At 64.4% G+C, this 18,888-nt stretch carries 31 protein-coding genes and 2 tRNA genes; 29 read left to right on the forward strand and 4 right to left on the reverse strand.

The genetic code is table 11. The features are described from left to right. Positions 1-36: 36 nt before the first annotated feature. The 4 genes from OXR60_RS10700 (at position 37) to OXR60_RS10715 (ending at position 2,144) form a co-directional block, all read left to right on the forward strand. Entirely contained in the window at positions 37-930 is an 894-nt protein-coding gene (locus OXR60_RS10700; protein ID WP_267395886.1) for a LysR family transcriptional regulator, read from the forward strand. Positions 931-1,077: 147 nt separating this feature from the next. Beyond that, positions 1,078-1,524: a DUF4440 domain-containing protein gene (locus tag OXR60_RS10705; protein ID WP_267395887.1), complete on the forward strand. Its 447-nt coding sequence runs from the start codon at positions 1,078-1,080 to the stop codon at positions 1,522-1,524. Between the two features lie 141 nt (positions 1,525-1,665). Beyond that, positions 1,666-1,739 (forward strand) — tRNA-Gly (locus OXR60_RS10710). Between the two features lie 231 nt (positions 1,740-1,970). Then, positions 1,971-2,144 carry a hypothetical protein gene (locus OXR60_RS10715; protein WP_267395888.1) on the forward strand — a complete coding sequence of 58 codons (174 nt, stop codon included), beginning with the start codon at positions 1,971-1,973 and terminating at the stop codon, positions 2,142-2,144. A 79-nt stretch (positions 2,145-2,223) separates the two neighbouring features. Here OXR60_RS10715 and nusG read toward each other — a convergent pair whose 3' ends face one another. The 4 genes from nusG to OXR60_RS10735 form a co-directional block, all read right to left on the reverse strand. Then, positions 2,224-2,760, reverse strand: coding sequence for a transcription termination/antitermination protein NusG (gene nusG, locus OXR60_RS10720; protein ID WP_267395889.1), 537 nt, complete (start codon positions 2,758-2,760; stop codon positions 2,224-2,226). Positions 2,761-2,771: 11 nt separating this feature from the next. After that, positions 2,772-2,969, reverse strand: a complete 198-nt coding sequence (gene secE, locus OXR60_RS10725; RefSeq protein ID WP_267395890.1) for a preprotein translocase subunit SecE — start codon at positions 2,967-2,969, stop codon at positions 2,772-2,774. A 273-nt stretch (positions 2,970-3,242) separates the two neighbouring features. Next, entirely contained in the window at positions 3,243-3,386 is a 144-nt protein-coding gene (locus tag OXR60_RS10730; protein ID WP_267395891.1) for a hypothetical protein, read from the reverse strand. Between the two features lie 163 nt (positions 3,387-3,549). After that, positions 3,550-3,626: transfer RNA gene (locus tag OXR60_RS10735), tRNA-Trp, on the reverse strand. Between the two features lie 285 nt (positions 3,627-3,911). Between OXR60_RS10735 and rpsL the strand changes: the two genes are divergently transcribed. The 25 genes from rpsL (at position 3,912) to rplO (ending at position 18,789) form a co-directional block, all read left to right on the forward strand. Next, positions 3,912-4,283, forward strand: a complete 372-nt coding sequence (gene rpsL, locus OXR60_RS10740) for a 30S ribosomal protein S12 (protein ID WP_019516007.1) — start codon at positions 3,912-3,914, stop codon at positions 4,281-4,283. 56 nt (positions 4,284-4,339) lie between these two features. After that, positions 4,340-4,810: a 30S ribosomal protein S7 gene (rpsG, locus tag OXR60_RS10745; RefSeq protein ID WP_267395892.1), complete on the forward strand. Its 471-nt coding sequence runs from the start codon at positions 4,340-4,342 to the stop codon at positions 4,808-4,810. A 97-nt stretch (positions 4,811-4,907) separates the two neighbouring features. After that, on the forward strand, positions 4,908-7,004 hold the full coding sequence (gene fusA, locus OXR60_RS10750) for an elongation factor G (RefSeq protein WP_267395893.1): 2,097 nt from the start codon (positions 4,908-4,910) through the stop codon (positions 7,002-7,004). 178 nt (positions 7,005-7,182) lie between these two features. Further along, on the forward strand, positions 7,183-8,376 hold the full coding sequence (gene tuf, locus OXR60_RS10755; protein ID WP_267395894.1) for an elongation factor Tu: 1,194 nt from the start codon (positions 7,183-7,185) through the stop codon (positions 8,374-8,376). A 256-nt stretch (positions 8,377-8,632) separates the two neighbouring features. Beyond that, complete coding sequence (gene rpsJ, locus OXR60_RS10760) at positions 8,633-8,941, forward strand: 30S ribosomal protein S10 (protein WP_033921125.1); 309 nt, start codon at positions 8,633-8,635, stop codon at positions 8,939-8,941. Positions 8,942-9,146: 205 nt separating this feature from the next. After that, the gene (gene rplC, locus OXR60_RS10765; RefSeq protein ID WP_267395895.1) at positions 9,147-10,007 is read left to right on the forward strand and encodes a 50S ribosomal protein L3; all 861 of its coding nucleotides are present in this window, start codon (positions 9,147-9,149) and stop codon (positions 10,005-10,007) included. Positions 10,008-10,010: 3 nt separating this feature from the next. Then, on the forward strand, positions 10,011-10,637 hold the full coding sequence (gene rplD / locus OXR60_RS10770) for a 50S ribosomal protein L4 (protein WP_267395896.1): 627 nt from the start codon (positions 10,011-10,013) through the stop codon (positions 10,635-10,637). Then, entirely contained in the window at positions 10,630-10,947 is a 318-nt protein-coding gene (locus tag OXR60_RS10775; RefSeq protein ID WP_267395897.1) for a 50S ribosomal protein L23, read from the forward strand. Before rplD ends, OXR60_RS10775 begins: the two co-directional genes overlap by 8 nt. Beyond that, positions 10,947-11,786, forward strand: a complete 840-nt coding sequence (rplB, locus tag OXR60_RS10780) for a 50S ribosomal protein L2 (RefSeq protein WP_267395898.1) — start codon at positions 10,947-10,949, stop codon at positions 11,784-11,786. Before OXR60_RS10775 ends, rplB begins: the two co-directional genes overlap by 1 nt. Before the next feature lies 1 nt (position 11,787). Then, positions 11,788-12,063 carry a 30S ribosomal protein S19 gene (rpsS, locus tag OXR60_RS10785; protein ID WP_230629374.1) on the forward strand — a complete coding sequence of 92 codons (276 nt, stop codon included), beginning with the start codon at positions 11,788-11,790 and terminating at the stop codon, positions 12,061-12,063. Beyond that, a complete protein-coding gene (rplV, locus tag OXR60_RS10790; RefSeq protein WP_267395899.1) occupies positions 12,063-12,440 on the forward strand; it encodes a 50S ribosomal protein L22 in 378 nt (125 codons plus the stop codon). The genes rpsS and rplV overlap by 1 nt, the downstream gene beginning before the upstream one ends. Continuing rightward, entirely contained in the window at positions 12,440-13,147 is a 708-nt protein-coding gene (rpsC, locus tag OXR60_RS10795) for a 30S ribosomal protein S3 (RefSeq protein WP_267395900.1), read from the forward strand. Before rplV ends, rpsC begins: the two co-directional genes overlap by 1 nt. A 10-nt stretch (positions 13,148-13,157) precedes the next feature. After that, positions 13,158-13,592 carry a 50S ribosomal protein L16 gene (gene rplP, locus OXR60_RS10800; protein WP_267395901.1) on the forward strand — a complete coding sequence of 145 codons (435 nt, stop codon included), beginning with the start codon at positions 13,158-13,160 and terminating at the stop codon, positions 13,590-13,592. Position 13,593: 1 nt separating this feature from the next. Continuing rightward, a complete protein-coding gene (rpmC, locus tag OXR60_RS10805) occupies positions 13,594-13,797 on the forward strand; it encodes a 50S ribosomal protein L29 (protein ID WP_267395902.1) in 204 nt (67 codons plus the stop codon). An 11-nt stretch (positions 13,798-13,808) separates the two neighbouring features. Then, positions 13,809-14,081: a 30S ribosomal protein S17 gene (rpsQ, locus tag OXR60_RS10810; protein ID WP_267395903.1), complete on the forward strand. Its 273-nt coding sequence runs from the start codon at positions 13,809-13,811 to the stop codon at positions 14,079-14,081. A 176-nt stretch (positions 14,082-14,257) separates the two neighbouring features. Next, on the forward strand, positions 14,258-14,626 hold the full coding sequence (gene rplN / locus OXR60_RS10815; RefSeq protein WP_174291909.1) for a 50S ribosomal protein L14: 369 nt from the start codon (positions 14,258-14,260) through the stop codon (positions 14,624-14,626). Then, entirely contained in the window at positions 14,626-14,943 is a 318-nt protein-coding gene (gene rplX / locus OXR60_RS10820; RefSeq protein WP_267395904.1) for a 50S ribosomal protein L24, read from the forward strand. Before rplN ends, rplX begins: the two co-directional genes overlap by 1 nt. After that, positions 14,936-15,517 (forward strand): 50S ribosomal protein L5, encoded by a 582-nt coding sequence (gene rplE, locus OXR60_RS10825; RefSeq protein WP_267395905.1) that lies wholly within the window; start codon positions 14,936-14,938, stop codon positions 15,515-15,517. The genes rplX and rplE overlap by 8 nt, the downstream gene beginning before the upstream one ends. Positions 15,518-15,586: 69 nt before the next feature. Next, the gene (gene rpsN / locus OXR60_RS10830) at positions 15,587-15,892 is read left to right on the forward strand and encodes a 30S ribosomal protein S14 (protein WP_267395906.1); all 306 of its coding nucleotides are present in this window, start codon (positions 15,587-15,589) and stop codon (positions 15,890-15,892) included. A 10-nt stretch (positions 15,893-15,902) separates the two neighbouring features. Next, a complete protein-coding gene (gene rpsH, locus OXR60_RS10835; RefSeq protein WP_037534152.1) occupies positions 15,903-16,298 on the forward strand; it encodes a 30S ribosomal protein S8 in 396 nt (131 codons plus the stop codon). Further along, positions 16,298-16,831 carry a 50S ribosomal protein L6 gene (gene rplF / locus OXR60_RS10840; RefSeq protein WP_267395907.1) on the forward strand — a complete coding sequence of 178 codons (534 nt, stop codon included), beginning with the start codon at positions 16,298-16,300 and terminating at the stop codon, positions 16,829-16,831. The genes rpsH and rplF overlap by 1 nt, the downstream gene beginning before the upstream one ends. After that, on the forward strand, positions 16,831-17,187 hold the full coding sequence (gene rplR, locus OXR60_RS10845; protein ID WP_267395908.1) for a 50S ribosomal protein L18: 357 nt from the start codon (positions 16,831-16,833) through the stop codon (positions 17,185-17,187). The genes rplF and rplR overlap by 1 nt, the downstream gene beginning before the upstream one ends. A gap of 2 nt (positions 17,188-17,189) precedes the next feature. After that, positions 17,190-17,966: a 30S ribosomal protein S5 gene (rpsE, locus tag OXR60_RS10850; protein ID WP_267395909.1), complete on the forward strand. Its 777-nt coding sequence runs from the start codon at positions 17,190-17,192 to the stop codon at positions 17,964-17,966. A gap of 6 nt (positions 17,967-17,972) precedes the next feature. Further along, positions 17,973-18,149, forward strand: coding sequence for a 50S ribosomal protein L30 (gene rpmD / locus OXR60_RS10855; RefSeq protein WP_017979476.1), 177 nt, complete (start codon positions 17,973-17,975; stop codon positions 18,147-18,149). 97 nt (positions 18,150-18,246) lie between these two features. After that, positions 18,247-18,789, forward strand: coding sequence for a 50S ribosomal protein L15 (rplO, locus tag OXR60_RS10860; protein WP_267395910.1), 543 nt, complete (start codon positions 18,247-18,249; stop codon positions 18,787-18,789). Positions 18,790-18,888: the final 99 nt, after the last annotated feature.

Below are 18,888 nucleotides of genomic sequence, written 5' to 3' on the forward strand. Positions count from 1 at the left end.
CCCGCGTCATGAAACCAGGGCAGACAGGAACGCAACATGCGGCGTGAGGATCTCGGCAGCCTCGCCATGTTCCTCGCAGTGGCGGACGAGCGCAATTTCACGCGCGCGGCGGCGCGGCTCGGCGTGTCGCAGTCGGCGCTTAGCCATGCGATGCGCCGCCTCGAAGCGAGGCTCGGTCTGCGCCTGCTGACCCGCACCACCCGCAGCGTCGCCCCCACATTGGCAGGCGAGCGGTTGCTGGAGACGCTGCGCCCGGCGCTCGAAGAGATCGACGACAAGCTCTCCTCGCTTACCGAGCTACGCGAGCGGCCCGCCGGCACCATCCGCATCACCACGTCCAAGCACGCTGCACGGACGATCCTGTGGCCGGTGATCGATCGGCTCACCGCCGCCAATCCGGACATCGAGGTCGAGCTGAACATCGACAGCGGTCTCACCGATATCGTCGCCGAGCGGTTCGACGCCGGCGTGCGGCTCGGCGAACGGCTGGAGAAGGACATGATCGCGATGCGGATCGGCCCGAAGCTGCGGATGGCGGCGGTCGGGTCGCCGGCCTATTTCGCCGCGCACGGCGTGCCGTCGACGCCGGGGGATCTCGCCCGCCATCGCTGCATCAACCTGCGCTTCGTCAGTACGGGCTCGCTCTACGTGTGGGAGTTCGAGAAGGGCGGCCGCGCGCTGAACGTGAAGGTGGAAGGGCAATTGGTACTCAACGATGTCGACCTCACGGTCGAGGCGGCGATCGCCGGCCATGGCATCGCCTTCATGATCGAGGATCACGCCATGCCCCAGATCGCAGCGGGCACGCTCGTGCGGGTGCTGGACGATTGGTGCGAGCCGTTCGACGGTCACCATCTCTATTACCCCAGCCGCCGCCAGCCATCGCCGGTGTTCAGCCTGCTGCTCGAGGCACTGCGCTATCGCGAATAGCAATGGCGGGGGCCGGCCGTCCGGCGGCCTCGTCAACGGCCATGCCTATACGCCAGTGCTGGTCCGTGGCAGCTTGGGAACGGGACCTTGGGAGTTGCCGCCATGGATATTCGGCCGCCGATTGGATGCCTGCTCCTTGCAGGGCTGATGTTGCCAGCCCCAGCCCGTGCCGCGTGGAAGCCGGGCAACCCGGACGTCGCCGCGGCCATCCGGGACGATCGCATCGCCGGCGCGCTGGCAGCAGTTGATGCGATCGACCGGGCTGCCGTCAACGACGATCATGCCGCGTTCGCCGCGCTGTTGGCCGACGACCTAGCAGTCAACAACCCGCAGAATGGCGTGTCCGTCAAGGGCGCGACCGGTCAACGCAATGCCGCCGGTCGGATCAGCTACACCCGCTACGATCGGGTGATCGACTATGCTGCGCTACGCGGTGACATGGTGCTGCTGATGGGCGAGGAGATCGTGCTGCCTAAGGAGCCGACCGCGACTTCCGCCCAGGTGGTGCATCGGCGCTTTACCGACCTGTGGGCCCTTGCGGATGGACGATGGAAACTCACCGCGCGGCAGGCGACGATTATCGTGCGTCCGTGAAGGCCGGGCGGTCTCTTGCGCAGCCTCCAGCGCCACGCTAGAGGCGACGGCGCACCAGCTGCGCTGAGAACGTTGGACAGCCAACGAAGCGGCCAGAACGACACAACGGTTGGTGCGATAGCCCCGGGCAACCGGGGCCATGCGGGTGTAGCTCAATGGTAGAGCAGAAGCTTCCCAAGCTTACGACGAGGGTTCGATTCCCTTCACCCGCTCCATGATCGCAAGCGCCACTGACGCCGATCGTCGCCGGCCATCGCACCGGCAGCTCATGTTGACGATGTATCGTGATGGCGGCTGGCCGACTTGTCGGCCCGTGCGCAAGGCCACGGCGCTTGTCGCGTTCTGCCAACCGCCTATCGAGCAAAGAAGGTTAACGTTAAGCATCGGCGGAACCTGTGCATCAACGGCATGTTGATGATTCGATGCAGAAAAACACGGCGACGCGAATGACTGACCTGCGACTTACCTTAACGGAGGCGATGATCGAAGCGGATGCGTCGGACCCTCTGGTCGCGCTTCACCTGGCGGCTGCCATCGGCGCGCTCAATAGGAGTATCGAGGATGGTGCATCGCCAGCGCGCCACGGCTCGGACAAGCCTTTGAAGGCGATCGCCGCCTGACCAGCGCGATCAGCGGGTAAAATGAAAAGGCCGGGACCTTTCAGTCCCGGCCTTTTTCGTGGCGACAGCAGAAGCGCGCTTACTTGCTGCGCTCGACCTGCTCGAACTCCAGCTCGACCGGCGTGGCACGACCGAAGATCGACACCGACACCTTGACCTTGGACTTGTCGAAATCGAGCTCCTCGACGATGCCGTTGAAGCTCGCGAACGGCCCCTCGAGCACCTTGACCGCATCGCCGATCTCGTAATCGACCTTGATCTTCTGCTTGGGCGCCGCGGCGGCCTCTTCCTTCGAATTGAGCATCCGCGCGGCCTCGGCCTCGCTGATCGCTTGGGGCTTGCCCATCGAGCCGAGGAAGCCGGTCACCTTGGGGGTGTTCTTGACGAGGTGGTAGACGTCGTCGTTCATGTTGAGCTTGGCGAGCACATAGCCCGGCATGAACTTGCGCTCGACCGCGATCTTCTTGCCGCGTCGGGCCTCGGTGACGGTCTCGGTCGGAACCTCGATCTGCTCGACCAGCTGGTCAAGGCCGAGCCGGGTGGCGTCGGCCATGATCTGGTCGCGAACCTTGCCCTCGAAGCCCGAATAGGCGTGAATGATGTACCAGCGCGCCATGATGGCCCTTCTTATACTGCGAGCTTGAGGAGTTGCTGGACGATCGCGTGGAAGAACGAATCGACGCCCAGGAAGAACAACGCGAGGATGGTGGTCATGATCACCACCATGACGCCCGTCATGATCGTCTCGCGGCGGGTGGGCCAGATGACCTTCTTGGTCTCGGTCTGAACCTGCCGGATGAACTCGATGGGGGTCGTCTTCGCCACGTGTCGTTTAAACCCGCTATAATGACTGAAATGCCCGTCAGCGAGGCATGATCCGCCCACCGCTTTCCCGTTGGAGGAAACCGGTGCGCCAATCCTCGCTATCGGATGGTCCGCGCAAATAGCCTTGGCCGAGGGGAAAGGCAAGGGCGGGGCGAGTGGGCGGGGCGTCACGGCGCCGTCGCCCAGGCCACAGGGAAGAAATTACGCCATGGCTGGGTGATGAAGCAGCGCAGCAGCCGCCACGTAGCCGCAACTGGCGGCAGCGCCGTGCAATCAGTGCCCGTAAGTTTTGATGCCGCGCCGACGGAGCTTCTCGCGCTTGCGCTTGCGAAGGAAGATCAATGACATCGGCAGGCCTACCACCACGACAATGCCGACAATGGCATAAACGATGGAATATCGCGTGAACTCGTCCATGCCCATTGCTCTAAAACAACGCAGGTTGCGCCGTCACCCAAATTTTTACGAAGATTGGCAAATGTTACAGTAACCATGTCGCAAGCCCCGCGCACAGAAACAATCGGCCTGCCGCGCCGCCAGAGCTGCAGCCTGCTGATAGGTGCGTCGACGATGAGGATGCTGGCAGGGGCGCTCGGATTCGAACCGAGGGCCTTCGGTTTTGGAGACCGACGCTCTAACCAACTGAGCTACGCCCCTGCAGTGCCGCGCCCTCTACCGCCATGATTCCGGAAGGGCAAGCGGGTAGCGCGGGGCGAATGTCAGTCTGCCGCGGTCGCGAGCGTGGCGCGGGGCCGTTGACCCGAGACGACTCCCGCCGTATAGGCCCGCCCGTTCGTCGGACTAATTGGTGCGGCGGACACGCTTGAACATTGCTGGATGCATTGACGGGCCGGGGTGGCGGGATCGCCTCCACGTCCCTTTTTGTATTCCATAGTGCTGTGATGGCTCCAGCAAAGTAACCCTTTGAGAGGTGAAGGCTTCATGCCCACGATTAACCAGCTGGTCCGCAAGGGCCGCGATCCGCAGAAGGCCAAGTCCAAGGTCCCTGCGATGGAACAGAACCCGCAGAAGCGCGGCGTCTGCACCCGCGTCTACACCACGACCCCGAAGAAGCCGAACTCGGCGCTGCGCAAGGTGGCCAAGGTCCGCCTGACCAACCAGCGCGAAGTCATCAGCTACATCCCGGGCGAAGGCCACAACCTCCAGGAGCACTCGGTGGTCCTGATCCGTGGCGGTCGTGTGCGCGATCTTCCCGGCGTTCGCTACCACGTCCTGCGCGGCGTGCTCGATACGCAGGGTGTGAAGGACCGGCGTCAGTCGCGTTCCAAGTACGGCGCCAAGCGTCCGAAGTAAGCCGGTCGGCCATCATGGCCGACCCTCGCATGGCTGAAGTTTAGAAGGAATTTGAAATGGCACGTCGTCGCCGCCCAGAAAAGCGTATCATCCTCCCCGACCCGAAGTACGGTGATGAGGTTCTGTCGAAGTTCATGAATTCGGTGATGCTCGACGGCAAGAAGTCCGTCGCGGAGCTCATCGTCTATGGTGCGCTCGAGACCGTCGAGACCCGCGCTAAGCGCGAGCCGATCGGCGTGTTCCATGACGCGCTGAACAACATCAAGCCGGGCATCGAGGTCCGTTCGCGCCGCGTCGGCGGTGCGACCTACCAGGTCCCCGTCGAGGTGCGTCCCGAGCGCGCCCAGGCCCTCGCGATCCGCTGGCTGATCACCGCAGCCCGCGCCCGCAGCGAGAACACCATGGCAGCGCGCCTGTCGGGCGAGCTGCTGGACGCTTCGAACAACCGCGGCAACGCGGTCAAGAAGCGCGAAGACACGCATCGCATGGCGGAAGCCAACCGCGCCTTCTCGCACTACCGCTGGTAACAGCGGCGCCGGCGGTCTTCCGCTGGAAACCTTTACGACCTATATGATGGGGAGCCGGGCCAAACCGGCTCCCCACATTGCTTGAGGAAGATCGATCATGGCCCGCAGCCATCCGCTCGAGAAGTATCGCAACATCGGCATCATGGCGCACATCGATGCCGGCAAGACGACCACCACCGAGCGCATTCTTTATTACACCGGCAAGTCCTACAAGATCGGCGAGGTCCATGAAGGCACCGCGACCATGGACTGGATGGAGCAGGAGCAGGAGCGCGGCATCACGATCACGTCGGCCGCGACGACCTGCAAGTGGCGCGCCGAAGAGGGCAAGGGCCCCGAGCATCTGATCAACATCATCGACACCCCCGGGCACGTCGACTTCACCATCGAAGTCGAGCGGTCGCTGCGCGTGCTCGATGGCGCGGTCGCCTGCTTCGATGGCGTTGCCGGCGTTGAGCCGCAGTCCGAGACCGTGTGGCGCCAGGCCGACAAGTATGGCGTGCCGCGGATGTGCTTCGTCAACAAGCTCGATCGCACCGGCGCCGACTTCTACTTCTGCGTCGATTCGATCATCGAGCGCCTCGGCGCCCGTCCGGCGGTGCTGTATCTCCCGATCGGCATCGAGGGTGGCTTCAAGGGCCTCGTCGACCTGGTCGAGAATCGCGCGATCATCTGGCTCGAAGAGAGCCTGGGCGCGAAGTTCGAATATCAGGAAATTCCGGCCGACATGGCCGAGAAGGCCGCCAAGTATCGCAGCGAGCTGATCGAGATGGCCGTCGAGCAGGACGACGACCTGATGGAGGCGTATCTCGAAGGCAACGAGCCTTCGACCGCCGACCTCAAGAAGCTGATCCGCAAGGGCACGCTCGCCATGGCGTTTGTGCCGGTGGTGTGCGGCTCGGCGTTCAAGAACAAGGGCGTCCAGCCCCTGCTCGACGCCGTGGTCGACTATCTGCCGAGCCCGCTCGACGTTCCCGCCATCCAGGGCCTCAAGCTCGACGGCGTGACGCCGGACGAGCGTCCGTCGTCGGACGAGGTTCCCTTCTCGGCGCTGGCGTTCAAGATCATGAACGATCCGTTCGTCGGCACCCTGACCTTCGCCCGCATCTATTCGGGCAAGCTCGAGACCGCGTCGCAGGTCACGAACTCGGTCAAGGACAAGAAGGAAAAGGTCGGCCGCATGCTGCTGATGCATGCGAACGAGCGCGAGGACATCCAGGTGGCGTACGCGGGCGACATCGTTGCTCTCGCCGGCCTCAAGGACACCACCACCGGCGACACGCTGTGCGCGATGAACGCACCGATCATCCTCGAGCGGATGGAATTCCCCGAGCCGGTGATCGAGCTGTCGGTGGAGCCGAAGACCAAGGCCGACCAGGAGAAGATGGGCGTCGCGCTCAATCGCCTGGCGCGCGAGGACCCGTCGTTCCGCGTGAACTCGGATCCGGAGAGCGGCCAGACCATCATCAAGGGCATGGGCGAACTCCATCTCGAGATCCTGGTCGATCGCATGAAGCGCGAGTTCAAGGTCGAGGCCAATGTCGGCGCGCCGCAGGTCGCCTATCGCGAATATCTCGGCAAGCCGGTCGACATCGACTACACCCACAAGAAGCAGTCGGGTGGTACCGGTCAGTTCGGTCGCGTGAAGGTCAAGCTGACCCCGGGCGAGCGTGGTTCGGGCATCATCTTCAAGGACGAGATCAAGGGCGGTAACATTCCGAAGGAATTCATCCCCGCGATCGAGAAGGGCTTCCGCGAGACGGCAGCCACGGGCTCGCTGGTCGGCTTCCCGATCATCGACTTCGAGATCCTGCTGTATGACGGTGCCTACCATGACGTCGACTCGTCGGCGCTTGCGTTCGAAATCTGTGCCCGTGGCGCAATGCGCGAAGCGGCCCAGAAGTCGGGCATCAAGCTGCTCGAGCCGATCATGAAGGTCGAGGTCGTCACCCCCGAGGATTATCTCGGCGACGTCATCGGCGACATGAACAGCCGCCGTGGCCAGATCCAGGGCACCGACAGCCGTGGCAATGCCCAGACGGTCGATGCGATGGTGCCGCTGGCCAACATGTTCGGCTATGTGAACGCGCTGCGCTCGTTCACCCAGGGCCGTGCACAGTACAGCATGCAGTTCTCGCATTACGACGAAGTGCCTGCAAACGTTGCCGACGAGGTGAAGGCAAAGCTCGCCTGAGGCGCACGGGGCCAGGTTCGCCTGGCCCGGTGACGGTAAGGGCGGTCTTCCCGCCGATCGCCCCGGACCATGTCCGGGGCGACGCGCGGGGAGGGGCTGGCATTACCTTTCAACAGTCGCTATTGGGCCGCGTTCGCGTGGCCCCGGCGGCACCGAAATCGAATCAGAAGGTAGGAAAATGGCTAAGGCAAAATTCGAGCGGAACAAGCCGCACCTCAACATCGGCACCATCGGTCACGTCGACCACGGCAAGACGTCGCTGACCGCCGCGATCACCAAGGTTCTCGCAGAGACCACCGGCGGCACCGCCGTTGACTTCGCGAACATCGACAAGGCTCCTGAGGAGCGCGAGCGCGGCATCACCATCTCGACCGCGCACGTCGAGTATGAGACGACCAACCGCCACTATGCGCACGTCGATTGCCCCGGCCACGCCGACTATGTGAAGAACATGATCACCGGCGCAGCCCAGATGGACGGCGCGATCCTGGTCGTGTCGGCCACCGACGGTCCGATGCCGCAGACCCGCGAGCACATCCTGCTCGCCCGCCAGGTCGGCGTGCCGGCCATGGTGGTGTTCATGAACAAGGTCGATCTCGTCGACGACGAGGAAATCCTCGAGCTCGTCGAGCTGGAAATCCGCGAGCTGCTCAGCTCGTACGAGTTCCCGGGCGACGATATCCCGATCATCAAGGGTTCGGCCACCTGCGCGCTCTCGGGCTCGAACGACACGTTCGGCAAGGAAGCCGTGCTCGAGCTGATGAAGCAGGTCGACGAGTACATCCCGCAGCCCGAGCGTCCGCTCGACAAGCCGTTCATGATGCCGATCGAGGACGTGTTCTCGATCTCGGGTCGCGGCACCGTCGTCACCGGCCGCGTCGAGACCGGCATCGTCAAGGTTGGTGAGGAAGTCGAGATCGTCGGCATCCACCCGACCGTCCGCAAGACCACCGTCACCGGCGTCGAGATGTTCCGCAAGCTGCTCGACCAGGGCCAGGCTGGCGACAACGTCGGCGCGCTGATCCGCGGCGTCGCTCGCGACGAAGTCGAGCGTGGCCAGGTGCTCTGCAAGCCGGGCTCGATCAAGCCGCACACCGACTTTCAGTCGGAAGTGTACGTGCTGTCGAAGGACGAAGGTGGCCGTCACACGCCGTTCTTCGCCAACTATCGTCCGCAGTTCTACTTCCGCACCACGGACGTGACCGGCACCGTCGAGCTGCCTGAGGGCACCGAGATGGTGATGCCGGGCGACAACATCGCCCTCGGCATCAAGCTGATCGCACCGATCGCCATGGACGTTGGCCAGCGCTTCACCATCCGTGAAGGTGGCCGGACCGTCGGCGCAGGGGTTGTCAGCGGCATCGACAAGTAATATAGGCGCGAGCCTGCAAAGGGCCTGACCGGAGTCTACTTCGGTTCGGGTCCTGAGTGGCCGGCCCTGGGAAACCAGGGTCGGCCATTCGCTTTTAATGAAGGCAGCGTCGTTCGCGGCGCCGTCGTACAGTAATCAGAGTTTTCTCGGCTTCGGCCCTTGCCCCCGGCGGATCGCCTGGGGTGCCCCGGCAACGGGGATGCCAGCTTCGCGCCGGCAGGGGGAAGGGGCCCGCTCTTTCGCATCGGTAGGGACCATGGACAACAACATCCGTATTCGCCTGAAGGCGTTCGATCATCGCGTTCTCGATCAGGCTGCCGGCGACATCGCCGATACCGCCCGTCGGACCGGTGCCCTCATCCGTGGCCCGATCCCGCTCCCGACCCACATCGACAAGTTCACCGTCAACCGCGGTCCGCATATCGATAAGAAGTCGCGCGAGCAGTTCGAGACCCGCACCTACAAGCGCCTGCTCGACATCGTTCAGCCGACCCCGCAGACGGTGGACGCGCTGATGAAGCTCGACCTCGCTGCTGGCGTTGACGTCGAGATCAAACTCGCCTAAGGCGCCGGCTCGCCGCGGTCGATCGCACGATCCCGCGGCGCGCTAAGGCAAGAGATACCGCTGGTCGCTTGCGGCCAGGGCAGCGTCTCCCGTCTGTTCTTATACCAGTAAGGACACCAGCCCGGGACGGGGGCACGCTTCGCATTTCCGGGCTGACACGCACCGTAGGAATGGTCCTGCGGTGCCTCTGTGAGGAGTGTAGGTCATGCGTACCGGCGTGATCGCGAAGAAGATGGGGATGACCCGCCTGTTCCAGGACGACGGTCGGCACGTGCCGGTCACCGTTCTGCAGCTCGAGGCGTTGCAGGTCGTTTCCCGCCGCGAACAGAATATCGATGGTTACACGGCCGTTCAGCTCGGTGCTGGCGTTGCCAAGGCGAAGAACGTCGCCAAGCCGCAGCGCGGCCACTTCGGCAAGGCCGAAGTCGAGCCCAAGGCGGTTGTCCATGAGTTCCGCGTGACCGAGGACAATCTCCTCGACGTCGGCGCCGAGCTCTCGGCCGATCACTATGTTGCCGGCCAGCTGGTCGATATCCAGGGTCGTACCCAGGGTAAGGGCTTTGCCGGCGGCATGAAGCGCTGGAACTTCGGCGGTCTGCGCGCCACCCACGGCGTCTCCGTCTCGCACCGCTCGCTCGGTTCGACCGGTCAGCGTCAGGATCCGGGCCGCGTCTTCAAGAACAAGAAGATGGCCGGTCACATGGGTGACAAGTATCGCACGCAGCAGAACCTCGAGGTGGTCTCCACCGACGCGGCTCGCGGCCTGATCTTCGTCAAGGGCTCGGTGCCCGGCTCGAAGGGCGGTTGGCTGTTCGTCAAGGACGCCGTCAAGGTCGGTCCGCACGCCGATGCGCCCTACCCTGCCGGTCTGCGCGCTGCCGCGCATGACGAGGAAATCCACATCGCTGCGGTCGAAGAGGGCGCAGTGCACGACATTCCGCCGCTGCCGAGCGCCGAAGAGGTTCAGGCCGGCGTCGAAGCCGCCAACGCCGCTGGCGCTGGTGAAGTCGATCCGGGCAGCGTTCCGCCCGCGGCCGACGGCCCCGCTTCCGGCCAGGAGGGCTAAGACATGAAGATCGTTCCCAAGTCCTTCTCCGGCACCGCCGGCGCGGAAGTCGAGCTCAACGACGAGGTCTTCGGCCTCGATCCGCGCGCTGACATCCTGCACCGTGTGGTGACCTGGCAGCTCGAGAAGCGTCGCGAGACGGCTCGCGGCACGCGTGAGCGCGCCGACGTCGCCCGCACCGGCAAGAAGTTCGGTCGCCAGAAGGGCGGCGGTACCGCCCGTCACGGCGATCGCCGCGCTCCCGTCTTCATCGGCGGTGGTAAGGCTCACGGCGCCCGCGTCCGCGATTTCAATCCGGGTCTGAACAAGAAGATCCGCGCACTCGGTCTCAAGATGGCTCTGTCGAGCCATGCCAAGGCCGGCTCGCTGATCATCATGGACAGCCTGACCGTCGAGGGTGGCAAGACCCAGACGCTCAAGGGCGACCTCGCCAAGCTCGGCTTCGGCAAGACCGCGCTGGTGATCGATGGCGACGCCGTCGAGAACTCGTTCGCCCTGGCCGCCGGCAACCTCCGCGAGGTCAACATCCTCCCGGCTGCCGGTGCCAATGTCTACGACATCCTGAAGCATGACACGCTGGTGCTGACCCGCGCGGCGGTCGAAAAGCTGGAGGCTCGCTTCAATGGCTAAGCAGCAGAAGGCGATCGACATCCGTCATTATGACGTGGTGCTCGCGCCGCACATCACCGAGAAGGCGACCCTGCTCTCCGAGCAGAACGCCGTCGTGTTCCGCGTCGCCAACGACGCCACGAAGCCGCAGATCAAGGCGGCGGTCGAGGCTTTGTTCAACGTCTCCGTGACGGGCGTCAACACGATCGTCCAGAAGGGCAAGACGAAGAAGTGGAAGGGCGTGCCCTACACCAAGTCTGACGTGAAGAAGGCGATTGTCACCCTGAAGGACGGCGAGTCCATCGACGTGACGACGGGAGTCCAGGGCTAATGGCACTCAAGCAATATAACCCGACGAGCCCGGCCCGCCGCGGCCTGGTCCTCGTCGACAAGTCATCGCTCTGGAAGGGCAAGCCCGTCAAGGCGCTCACCGAGGGCAAGCACAAGACCGGTGGCCGCAACAACAAGGGCCATGTGACCAGCCGCGGCATCGCGGGCGGCCACAAGCAGAAGTATCGTTACATCGACTTCAAGCGTCGCAAGTGGGATGCCGAAGGCACGGTCGAGCGGCTCGAGTACGATCCCAATCGTACCGCGTTCATCGCGCTGATCAGCTACGCCGACGGCGAGCAGGCCTATATCATCGCTCCCCAGCGCCTCGGCGTCGGCGACAAGGTGATCGCGGCCAAGCGCACCGACGTGAAGCCGGGCAACGCCATGGAGCTCGGCCAGATGCCGGTCGGCACCATCGTCCACAACGTGGAGATGAAGCCGATGAAGGGTGGCCAGATCGCCCGTTCGGCCGGCACCTATGTGCAGGTCGTCGGTCGTGATCGCGGCATGGTGATCGTTCGCCTCAATTCGGGCGAGCAGCGCTACATCCACGGCGAGTGCATGGCGACGGTGGGCGCGGTCTCGAACCCCGACAACCAGAACCAGAACCTCGGCAAGGCTGGCCGCTCGCGCTGGATGGGCATCCGTCCGCTGACCCGCGGCGTCGCCAAGAACCCGGTCGACCATCCGCACGGCGGTGGTGAAGGCCGGACCTCGGGTGGCCGTCATCCGGTCACGCCATGGGGCAAGCCGACCAAGGGTGCGCGCACCCGTCACAATAAGTCGACCGACAAGATGATCATCCGGTCGCGTCATTCGACCAAGAGGAAGGGCTAACATGGCTCGTTCAGTCTGGAAGGGCCCGTTCGTCGAACTGAGCCTTCTGAAGAAGGCCGAGACGGCTCAGGACACCAACGCACGCTCGCCGATCAAGACCTGGTCGCGGCGCTCGACGATCCTGCCGTCGTTCGTGGGCCTTACCTTCAACGTCTACAACGGTCGCAAGTTCGTGCCGGTGTCGGTCAACGAAGACATGGTCGGCATGAAGCTGGGTGAGTTTGCGCCGACGCGCTACTTCCCGGGTCACGCCGCCGATAAGAAGGGCAAGCGCTGATGAGCAAGCCAGCATCCCCCCGCAAGGTCGGTGACAAGGAAGCGCTGTCGGTCGGCACGCAGATCCGCGGCTCCGCGCAGAAGCTCGGCCTCGTCGCCGCGCTGATCCGCGGCAAGAAGGTCGGCGACGCGCTCAACATCCTCTCCTTCTCGACGAAGGCGATGGCGGTTGACGCCCGCAAGGTGCTCGCCTCGGCGATCGCCAATGCCGAGAACAACCACAACCTCGACGTCGACGCGCTCGTCGTCGCCGAGGCCTCGGTCGGCAAGTCGATCACCATGAAGCGCTTCGCGACCCGCGGCCGTGGCAAGTCCACCCGCATCCTGAAGCCGTTCAGCCGTCTGCGCATCGTCGTGCGCGAGCAGGAAGAAGCATAATGGGTCACAAGAGCAACCCCATCGGCATGCGGCTCCAGATCAATCGGACCTGGGACAGCCGCTGGTTCGCCGAAGGCGCCGAATACGGCCAGCTGCTGCTGGAGGATCTCAAGATCCGCCAGTTCATCATGAAGGCGCTGCCCCAGGCGGCGATCTCCAAGGTCGTCATCGAGCGTCCGGCCAAGCTGTGCCGCATCTCGATCTTCGCTGCCCGTCCCGGTGTGATCATCGGCAAGAAGGGCTCGGACATCGAGAAGCTGCGCAAGACGATCGGCGCGATGACCAAGTCCGACGTGTCGCTGAACATCGTCGAGATCCGCAAGCCCGAGATCGATGCCAAGCTCGTCGCGCAGGGCATTGCCGATCAGCTCGAGCGTCGTATCGCCTTCCGCCGCGCCATGAAGCGTGCGGTGCAGTCGGCGATGCGTCTGGGTGCCGACGGCATCCGCGTCGCCTGCGGCGGCCGCCTCGGCGGCGCCGAAATCGCGCGCGCCGAGAGCTATCGTGAGGGTCGGGTGCCGCTGCACACGCTCCGGGCGAACATCGACTATGCCGAAGCCACCGCGCACACGTCCTATGGCGTGTGCGGCGTCAAGGTCTGGGTGTTCAAGGGCGAGATCCTTGGCCACGACCCGATGGCGCAGGACCGGCTGATGATGGAGGCCCAGACCTCCGGCGTGCGCCCTGCGCGCGACGATCGCCGATAAGGACTAGAACATGCTGCAACCAAAACGCACCAAGTTCCGCAAGGCGTTCAAGGGCCGGATCCATGGCGACGCCAAGGGTGGCACGACGCTGAACTTCGGTTCCTATGGCCTCAAGGCCATGGAGCCGGATCGGCTCACCGCGCGCCAGATCGAGGCGGCTCGCCGCGCGATCACCCGCCACATGCGCCGTCAGGGCCGCTTGTGGATCCGCATCTTCCCGGACGTGCCGGTCTCGTCCAAGCCCGCCGAAGTCCGCATGGGCTCGGGCAAGGGTTCGCCGGAGTTCTGGGCAGCCCGCGTCAAGCCGGGCCGCATCCTGTTCGAACTCGACGGTGTCGACGGCAAGACTGCCGCCGAGGCCTTTGAGCGCGCTGCGATGAAGCTCCCGATCAAGACCAAGGTCGTTGCCCGCCTGGGCGACACCTCGCACCTCGGAGGCGAGTAACATGGCCACCACCGATTTCACCGGCCAGAGCGACGATCAGCTGAGCGAGAATCTCGGCCAGCTCAAGCGTGAGCAGTTCAACCTCCGCTTCCAGGCGGCGACGAACCAGCTCGAGAAGCCGAGCCGCGTCCGCGAAGTCCGTCGCGACATCGCCCGCATCAAGACCCTGCAGGCTCAGCGCACCCGCGCTGCGGCTGCCAAGTAAGGAAGTAGCACATGCCTAAGCGCGTGCTGACCGGGCTGATCGTCTCCGACAAGGGCGACAAGACGGTAGTGGTCAACGTCGAGCGTAAGGTGAAGCACCCGCTCTACGGCAAGATCATCCGTCGCTCGAAGAAGTATCATGCTCATGACGAGAGCAACGAGTTCAAGCAGGGCGAGACCGTGCGGATCGAAGAGATCGCACCGATGTCCAAGCTGAAGACGTGGAAGGTGCTCGACCGGGTTAACACCCATGCGACGCCCGAGCGGGTCGACGTCGACGCATAATCGTCATCCTGGCTGAGGCCGGGACGACGGGTATGAAAGGGAAGGGGCCTTGCGTCCTTTCCGTGGAGTGGCTATGGGGCCGCTCCCCCTGGTGCAGGTTCGCCTGCGCCGGGGGTCGTTATTTTTAGGCGGGGTTGGGTCGGTATCCACCCCATGTAGAGAAGGAAGCAGGATCCATGATCCAGATGCAGTCCAATCTCGACGTCGCTGACAACAGCGGCGCGAAGCGGGTTCAGTGCATCAAGGTGCTTGGCGGTTCCAAGCGTCGTGTTGCAGGTGTCGGCGACATCATCGTCGTCTCCATCAAGGAAGCGCAGCCGCGCGGCCGCGTGAAGAAGGGCGACGTTCACCGCGCCGTCATCGTCCGCACCGCCAAGGACATTCACCGTGCCGATGGCTCGACCATCCGCTTCGACAGCAACGCTGCCGTCCTGGTCAACAAGAACGAGGAGCCGATCGGCACCCGTATCTTCGGCCCGGTCGTGCGCGAGCTGCGTGGCAAGAAGCACATGAAGATCATCTCTCTCGCCCCTGAGGTGCTGTAATGGCTGCCGCACGGATCAAGAAGGGCGACCGCGTCGTCGTCTTGTCGGGCAAGGACAAGGGCAAGACCGGCACGGTCTCGTTCGCCATGCCCAAGGACGGCAAGGTCGTGGTCGAGGGCGTCAACATCGCCACTCGTCACAAGAAGCCGACCCAGGCGAACCCGCAGGGCGGTCTCGAGAAGATCGAAGCCCCGCTGCACATCTCGAAGGTTGCTCACGTGACCGCCGACGGCAAGCCCACCCGCGTTCGTTTCGAGACGCAGGACGGCAAGAAGGTCCGCGTGGCCGTGAAGACGGGGGACAAGATCGATGGCTGATATCAAGCCCCGCATGAAGACGATGTACGAGGACTCGATCATCAAGGCGATGACCGAGAAGTTCGGCTACAAGAACGTCAACGAGATTCCCCGGCTCGACAAGATCGTGCTGAACATGGGCGTCGGCGAAGCCACCCAGGACAAGAAGCGTGTCGACCAGGCCGCTTCCGAGATGGAGCTGATCGCAGGCCAGAAGCCGGTGATCACCAAGGCCAAGAAGTCGATCGCGCAGTTCAAGCTGCGTGAGGGCATGCCGATCGGCGTGAAGGTCACCCTGCGCCGCGAGCGCATGTACGAGTTCCTCGACCGCTTCATCACCATCGCGCTCCCGCGCGTGCGCGATTTTCGTGGTCTGAACCCGAAGTCCTTCGATGGTCGCGGCAACTATGCCTGCGGCATCAAGGAGCAGATCGTGTTCCCGGAAATCAACTATGACCGCATCGACAAGGTTCGCGGCATGGATGTGATCGTGACCACCACCGCAAAGACCGACGACGAGGCGCGCGAGCTGCTCCGTCTGTTCGGTTTCCCGTTCCCTCAGCCTGAGGCTGAAGAGCAGAAGCAGGCCGCTTAACAGCGTGCCCCTCATCGTCGTCCCGGTGCAAGCCGGGGCGACGGGACATAAGGAAGAGAGCTTAAGTCCATGGCGAAACTGAGTTCGATCAACAAGAACGAGAAGCGCAAGAAGCTGGTGAAGCAATACGCCGGCAAGTTTGCGAAGCTCAAGGCCCAGGCTAACGACGAGAGCCTGGACGAAGGCGAGCGCCTGATCGCGCGCCTCAAGATGGCAGAGCTGCCGCGCAACGCGAACCCCACCCGCATCCGCAACCGGTGCGAGCTGACGGGCCGCCCGCGCGCCTACTACCGCAAGTTCCGTCTTGCTCGCGTCATGCTGCGTGATCTGGCCAACAAGGGCCTGATCCCCGGCGTCACCAAGTCGAGCTGGTAAGGATTAGATCATGGCAGTGACCGATCCCCTGGGTGATTTGCTCACCCGCATCCGCAACGGCCAGCGCGCGAAGAAGGACTCCGTCCTCTCGCCGGCGTCGAAGCTGCGCATCCGCGTGCTCGACGTTCTGCAGCGCGAAGGCTATATCCGTGGCTACAGCGACGAACAGATGGGCCCGGCCGCCGGCGTCCGCATCGAGCTGAAGTATTTCGAGGGCCAGCCGGCGATCAAGCACGTCGCCCGCGTCTCGAAGCCCGGCCGCCGCGTCTATTCCGGTTCGCAGGAACTTCCCCGCGTCCGCAACGGCCTCGGCATCACCATCGTCTCGACGCCACGTGGCGTTCTGTCCGACGCGGAAGCGCGTGAGCAGAATGTTGGCGGCGAAGTTCTCGCAGAGGTGTTCTGATGAGCCGCATTGGCAAGAAGGTCATCCCGGTTCCGGCCGGCGTGACCCCGACGATCCAGGACAAGCAGATCAGCGTGAAGGGGCCCAAGGGCACCCTGACGATGCCGCTGCGCGAAGAGATCAGCTACACGCTCGAGGACGGCGGCATCTCGGTGCAGCCGGCCAATGACACCAAGCGGGCTCGCGCGTTCTGGGGCATGCAGCGCACGATGGTCGCCAACCTGGTGACCGGCGTCACTGACGGCTTCTCCAAGAAGCTGCTCATCACCGGCGTCGGCTATCGCGCCGCGGCCCAGGGCAAGACCCTGAAGCTGCAGCTCGGCTACAGCCACGACGTCAACATCGACGTGCCGGAAGGCCTCGAGGTGAAGACGCCCGACAACACCACCGTCGAGATCAGCGGCGCGGACAAGCAGAAGGTCGGTCAGCTCGCTGCCGAGATTCGCCAGTGGCGCAAGCCCGAGCCGTACAAGGGTAAGGGCATCAAGTACGACGGCGAGTTCATCTTCCGTAAGGAAGGGAAGAAGAAGTAATGACCAAGGGTCTCTCTCTTTTCGCAAAGCGGCGCCGCCGCAATCGTACCGCGCTGAAGGCTCGTGCCGGCACCCGTCCGCGGTTGTCGGTGCACCGCTCGGGCAAGCACATCTACGCCCAGGTGATCGACGACGTGGCGGGCACCACCGTCGCGTCGGCCTCCACCCTGGAGAAGGACGTGCGTGGCCAGTCGGGCGCCAACATCTCGGCAGCGACCGATGTCGGCAAGCGCGTCGCCGAGGCTGCCAAGGCAGCCGGCGTCACCCAGGTCGTGTTCGACCGCGGTGGCTTCCTGTTCCACGGCCGTGTCAAGGCGCTGGCCGAGGCCGCCCGTGAAGCCGGATTGGAGTTCTAAGAATGGCTGACGAGAACAACATTCAGCCGGCCCAGGCCGAGGGTGCGCCGCAGGCGGACGCTCCGGCACAGGGTCAGCAGCAGGGCGGCTTCGGTGGCGGTCCTGGTGGCGGCAACCGCGGTCCCCGCGGTGGTCGTGGCCGTGGCGGCCCGGGCGGCGGTCCCGGTGGCAACCGTGGCGGTGGCCGTGACGGTAACCGCGGTCGCGACAATCGTGGCGGCCGTCCCGGCAGCGACGATGGCGGCGAAGAGCTGATCGAGAAGCTGGTTCACATCAACCGCGTCTCGAAGACGGTGAAGGGCGGCAAGCGCTTTGGCTTCGCGGCGCTGGTCGTCGTGGGCGACGGCAAGGGCCGGGTCGGCTTTGGTCATGGCAAGGCACGCGAAGTGCCGGAAGCCATCTCCAAGGCGACGGCAGCTGCCAAGAAGGCGATGATCCGCATCCCGCTCCGCGAGGGGCGTACGCTGCATCATGACGGTAACGGCCACTTCGGTGCCGGCCGCGTGACGCTTCGCGCGGCGCCGCAGGGCACCGGCATCATCGCGGGTGGCCCGATGCGCGCCATCTTCGAATCGCTCGGCGTTGCCGATGTGGTGACCAAGTCGGTCGGCACGTCCAACCCGTACAACATGATCCGCGCCACGTTCGAGGCCCTTGGCGAGCAGACCTCGCCCAAGGCCGTCGCGCAGCGTCGCGGCAAGAAGATCGCCGACCTGCTCGGCCGCGGTGGCGCCGACAAGGACGTTGCCGAGGCGCAGGCCGAAGCGATCGCGGAGTAACCGGACATGGCAACGATCAAGATCAAGCAGACCGGTTCGCCGATCCGCCGCACCAAGGATCAGCGCGCAACGCTGATCGGGCTCGGCCTCAACAAGATGCACAAGGTCTCGGAGCTGGAGGACAGCCCCGAGGTCCGCGGGATGATCCGCAAGGTGCAGCACATGGTCGAGGTCCAGGGCTGAGCCCTTACCTCCACCTAGTGACAAATATGGGGAAGGGGGCTAAGCGGCCCCCTTCCTTTTTCCATCAGCGCGACAAAAGCGAAAGCGAGTGCATATCATGAAGCTCAACGAACTCCGCGACAACCAGGGTGCCCGCAAGTCCAAGATCCGCGTCGGCCGCGGTATCGGTTCCGGCAAGGGCAAGACCGGCGGGCGCGGCCAGAAGGGCCAGAAGAGCCGCGAGGGCGTGTCCATCGCCGGCTTCGAGGGCGGCCAGATGCCGCTCCACATGCGGCTGCCGAAGCGCGGCTTCAACAACATCTTCGCCAAGGATTATGCCGAGGTGAACACCGGCGCGATCCAGAAGGCGCTCGACTCGGGCAAGCTCTCGGCCGAGGGCACGATCGACCAGGCCGTGCTCAAGGCCGCTGGCCTGGTGCGTGGCGGCAAGGACGGCGTCCGCCTCCTCGCCAAGGGCGAGCTGACCACCAAGCTGGCGTTCCACGTCGCTGGTGCCTCGGCCGGCGCCAAGGCGATGGTCGAGAAGACCGGTGGCTCGCTCGACATCCCGGTCCTCGTGCCGGCCGCCGAGAAGGCCGCCGCCAAGAAGGGCGTGCAGTACCGGGCGCGCCAGGAAAAGAAGGCCTCGTTCAAGGCGTAACGCCTGTTCCCCGGCCTGGCCGGGGAACAATAGCTCGTGGAGGTTAGACAAGCCTTCGAGCATGACTATATGAGCGGCGGGGCGGGTAAAAACGCATCC

The sequence above is a fragment of the Sphingomonas sp. GC_Shp_5 genome, assembly GCF_026540855.1.
In the GTDB taxonomy this organism is placed as follows: domain Bacteria; phylum Pseudomonadota; class Alphaproteobacteria; order Sphingomonadales; family Sphingomonadaceae; genus Sphingomonas.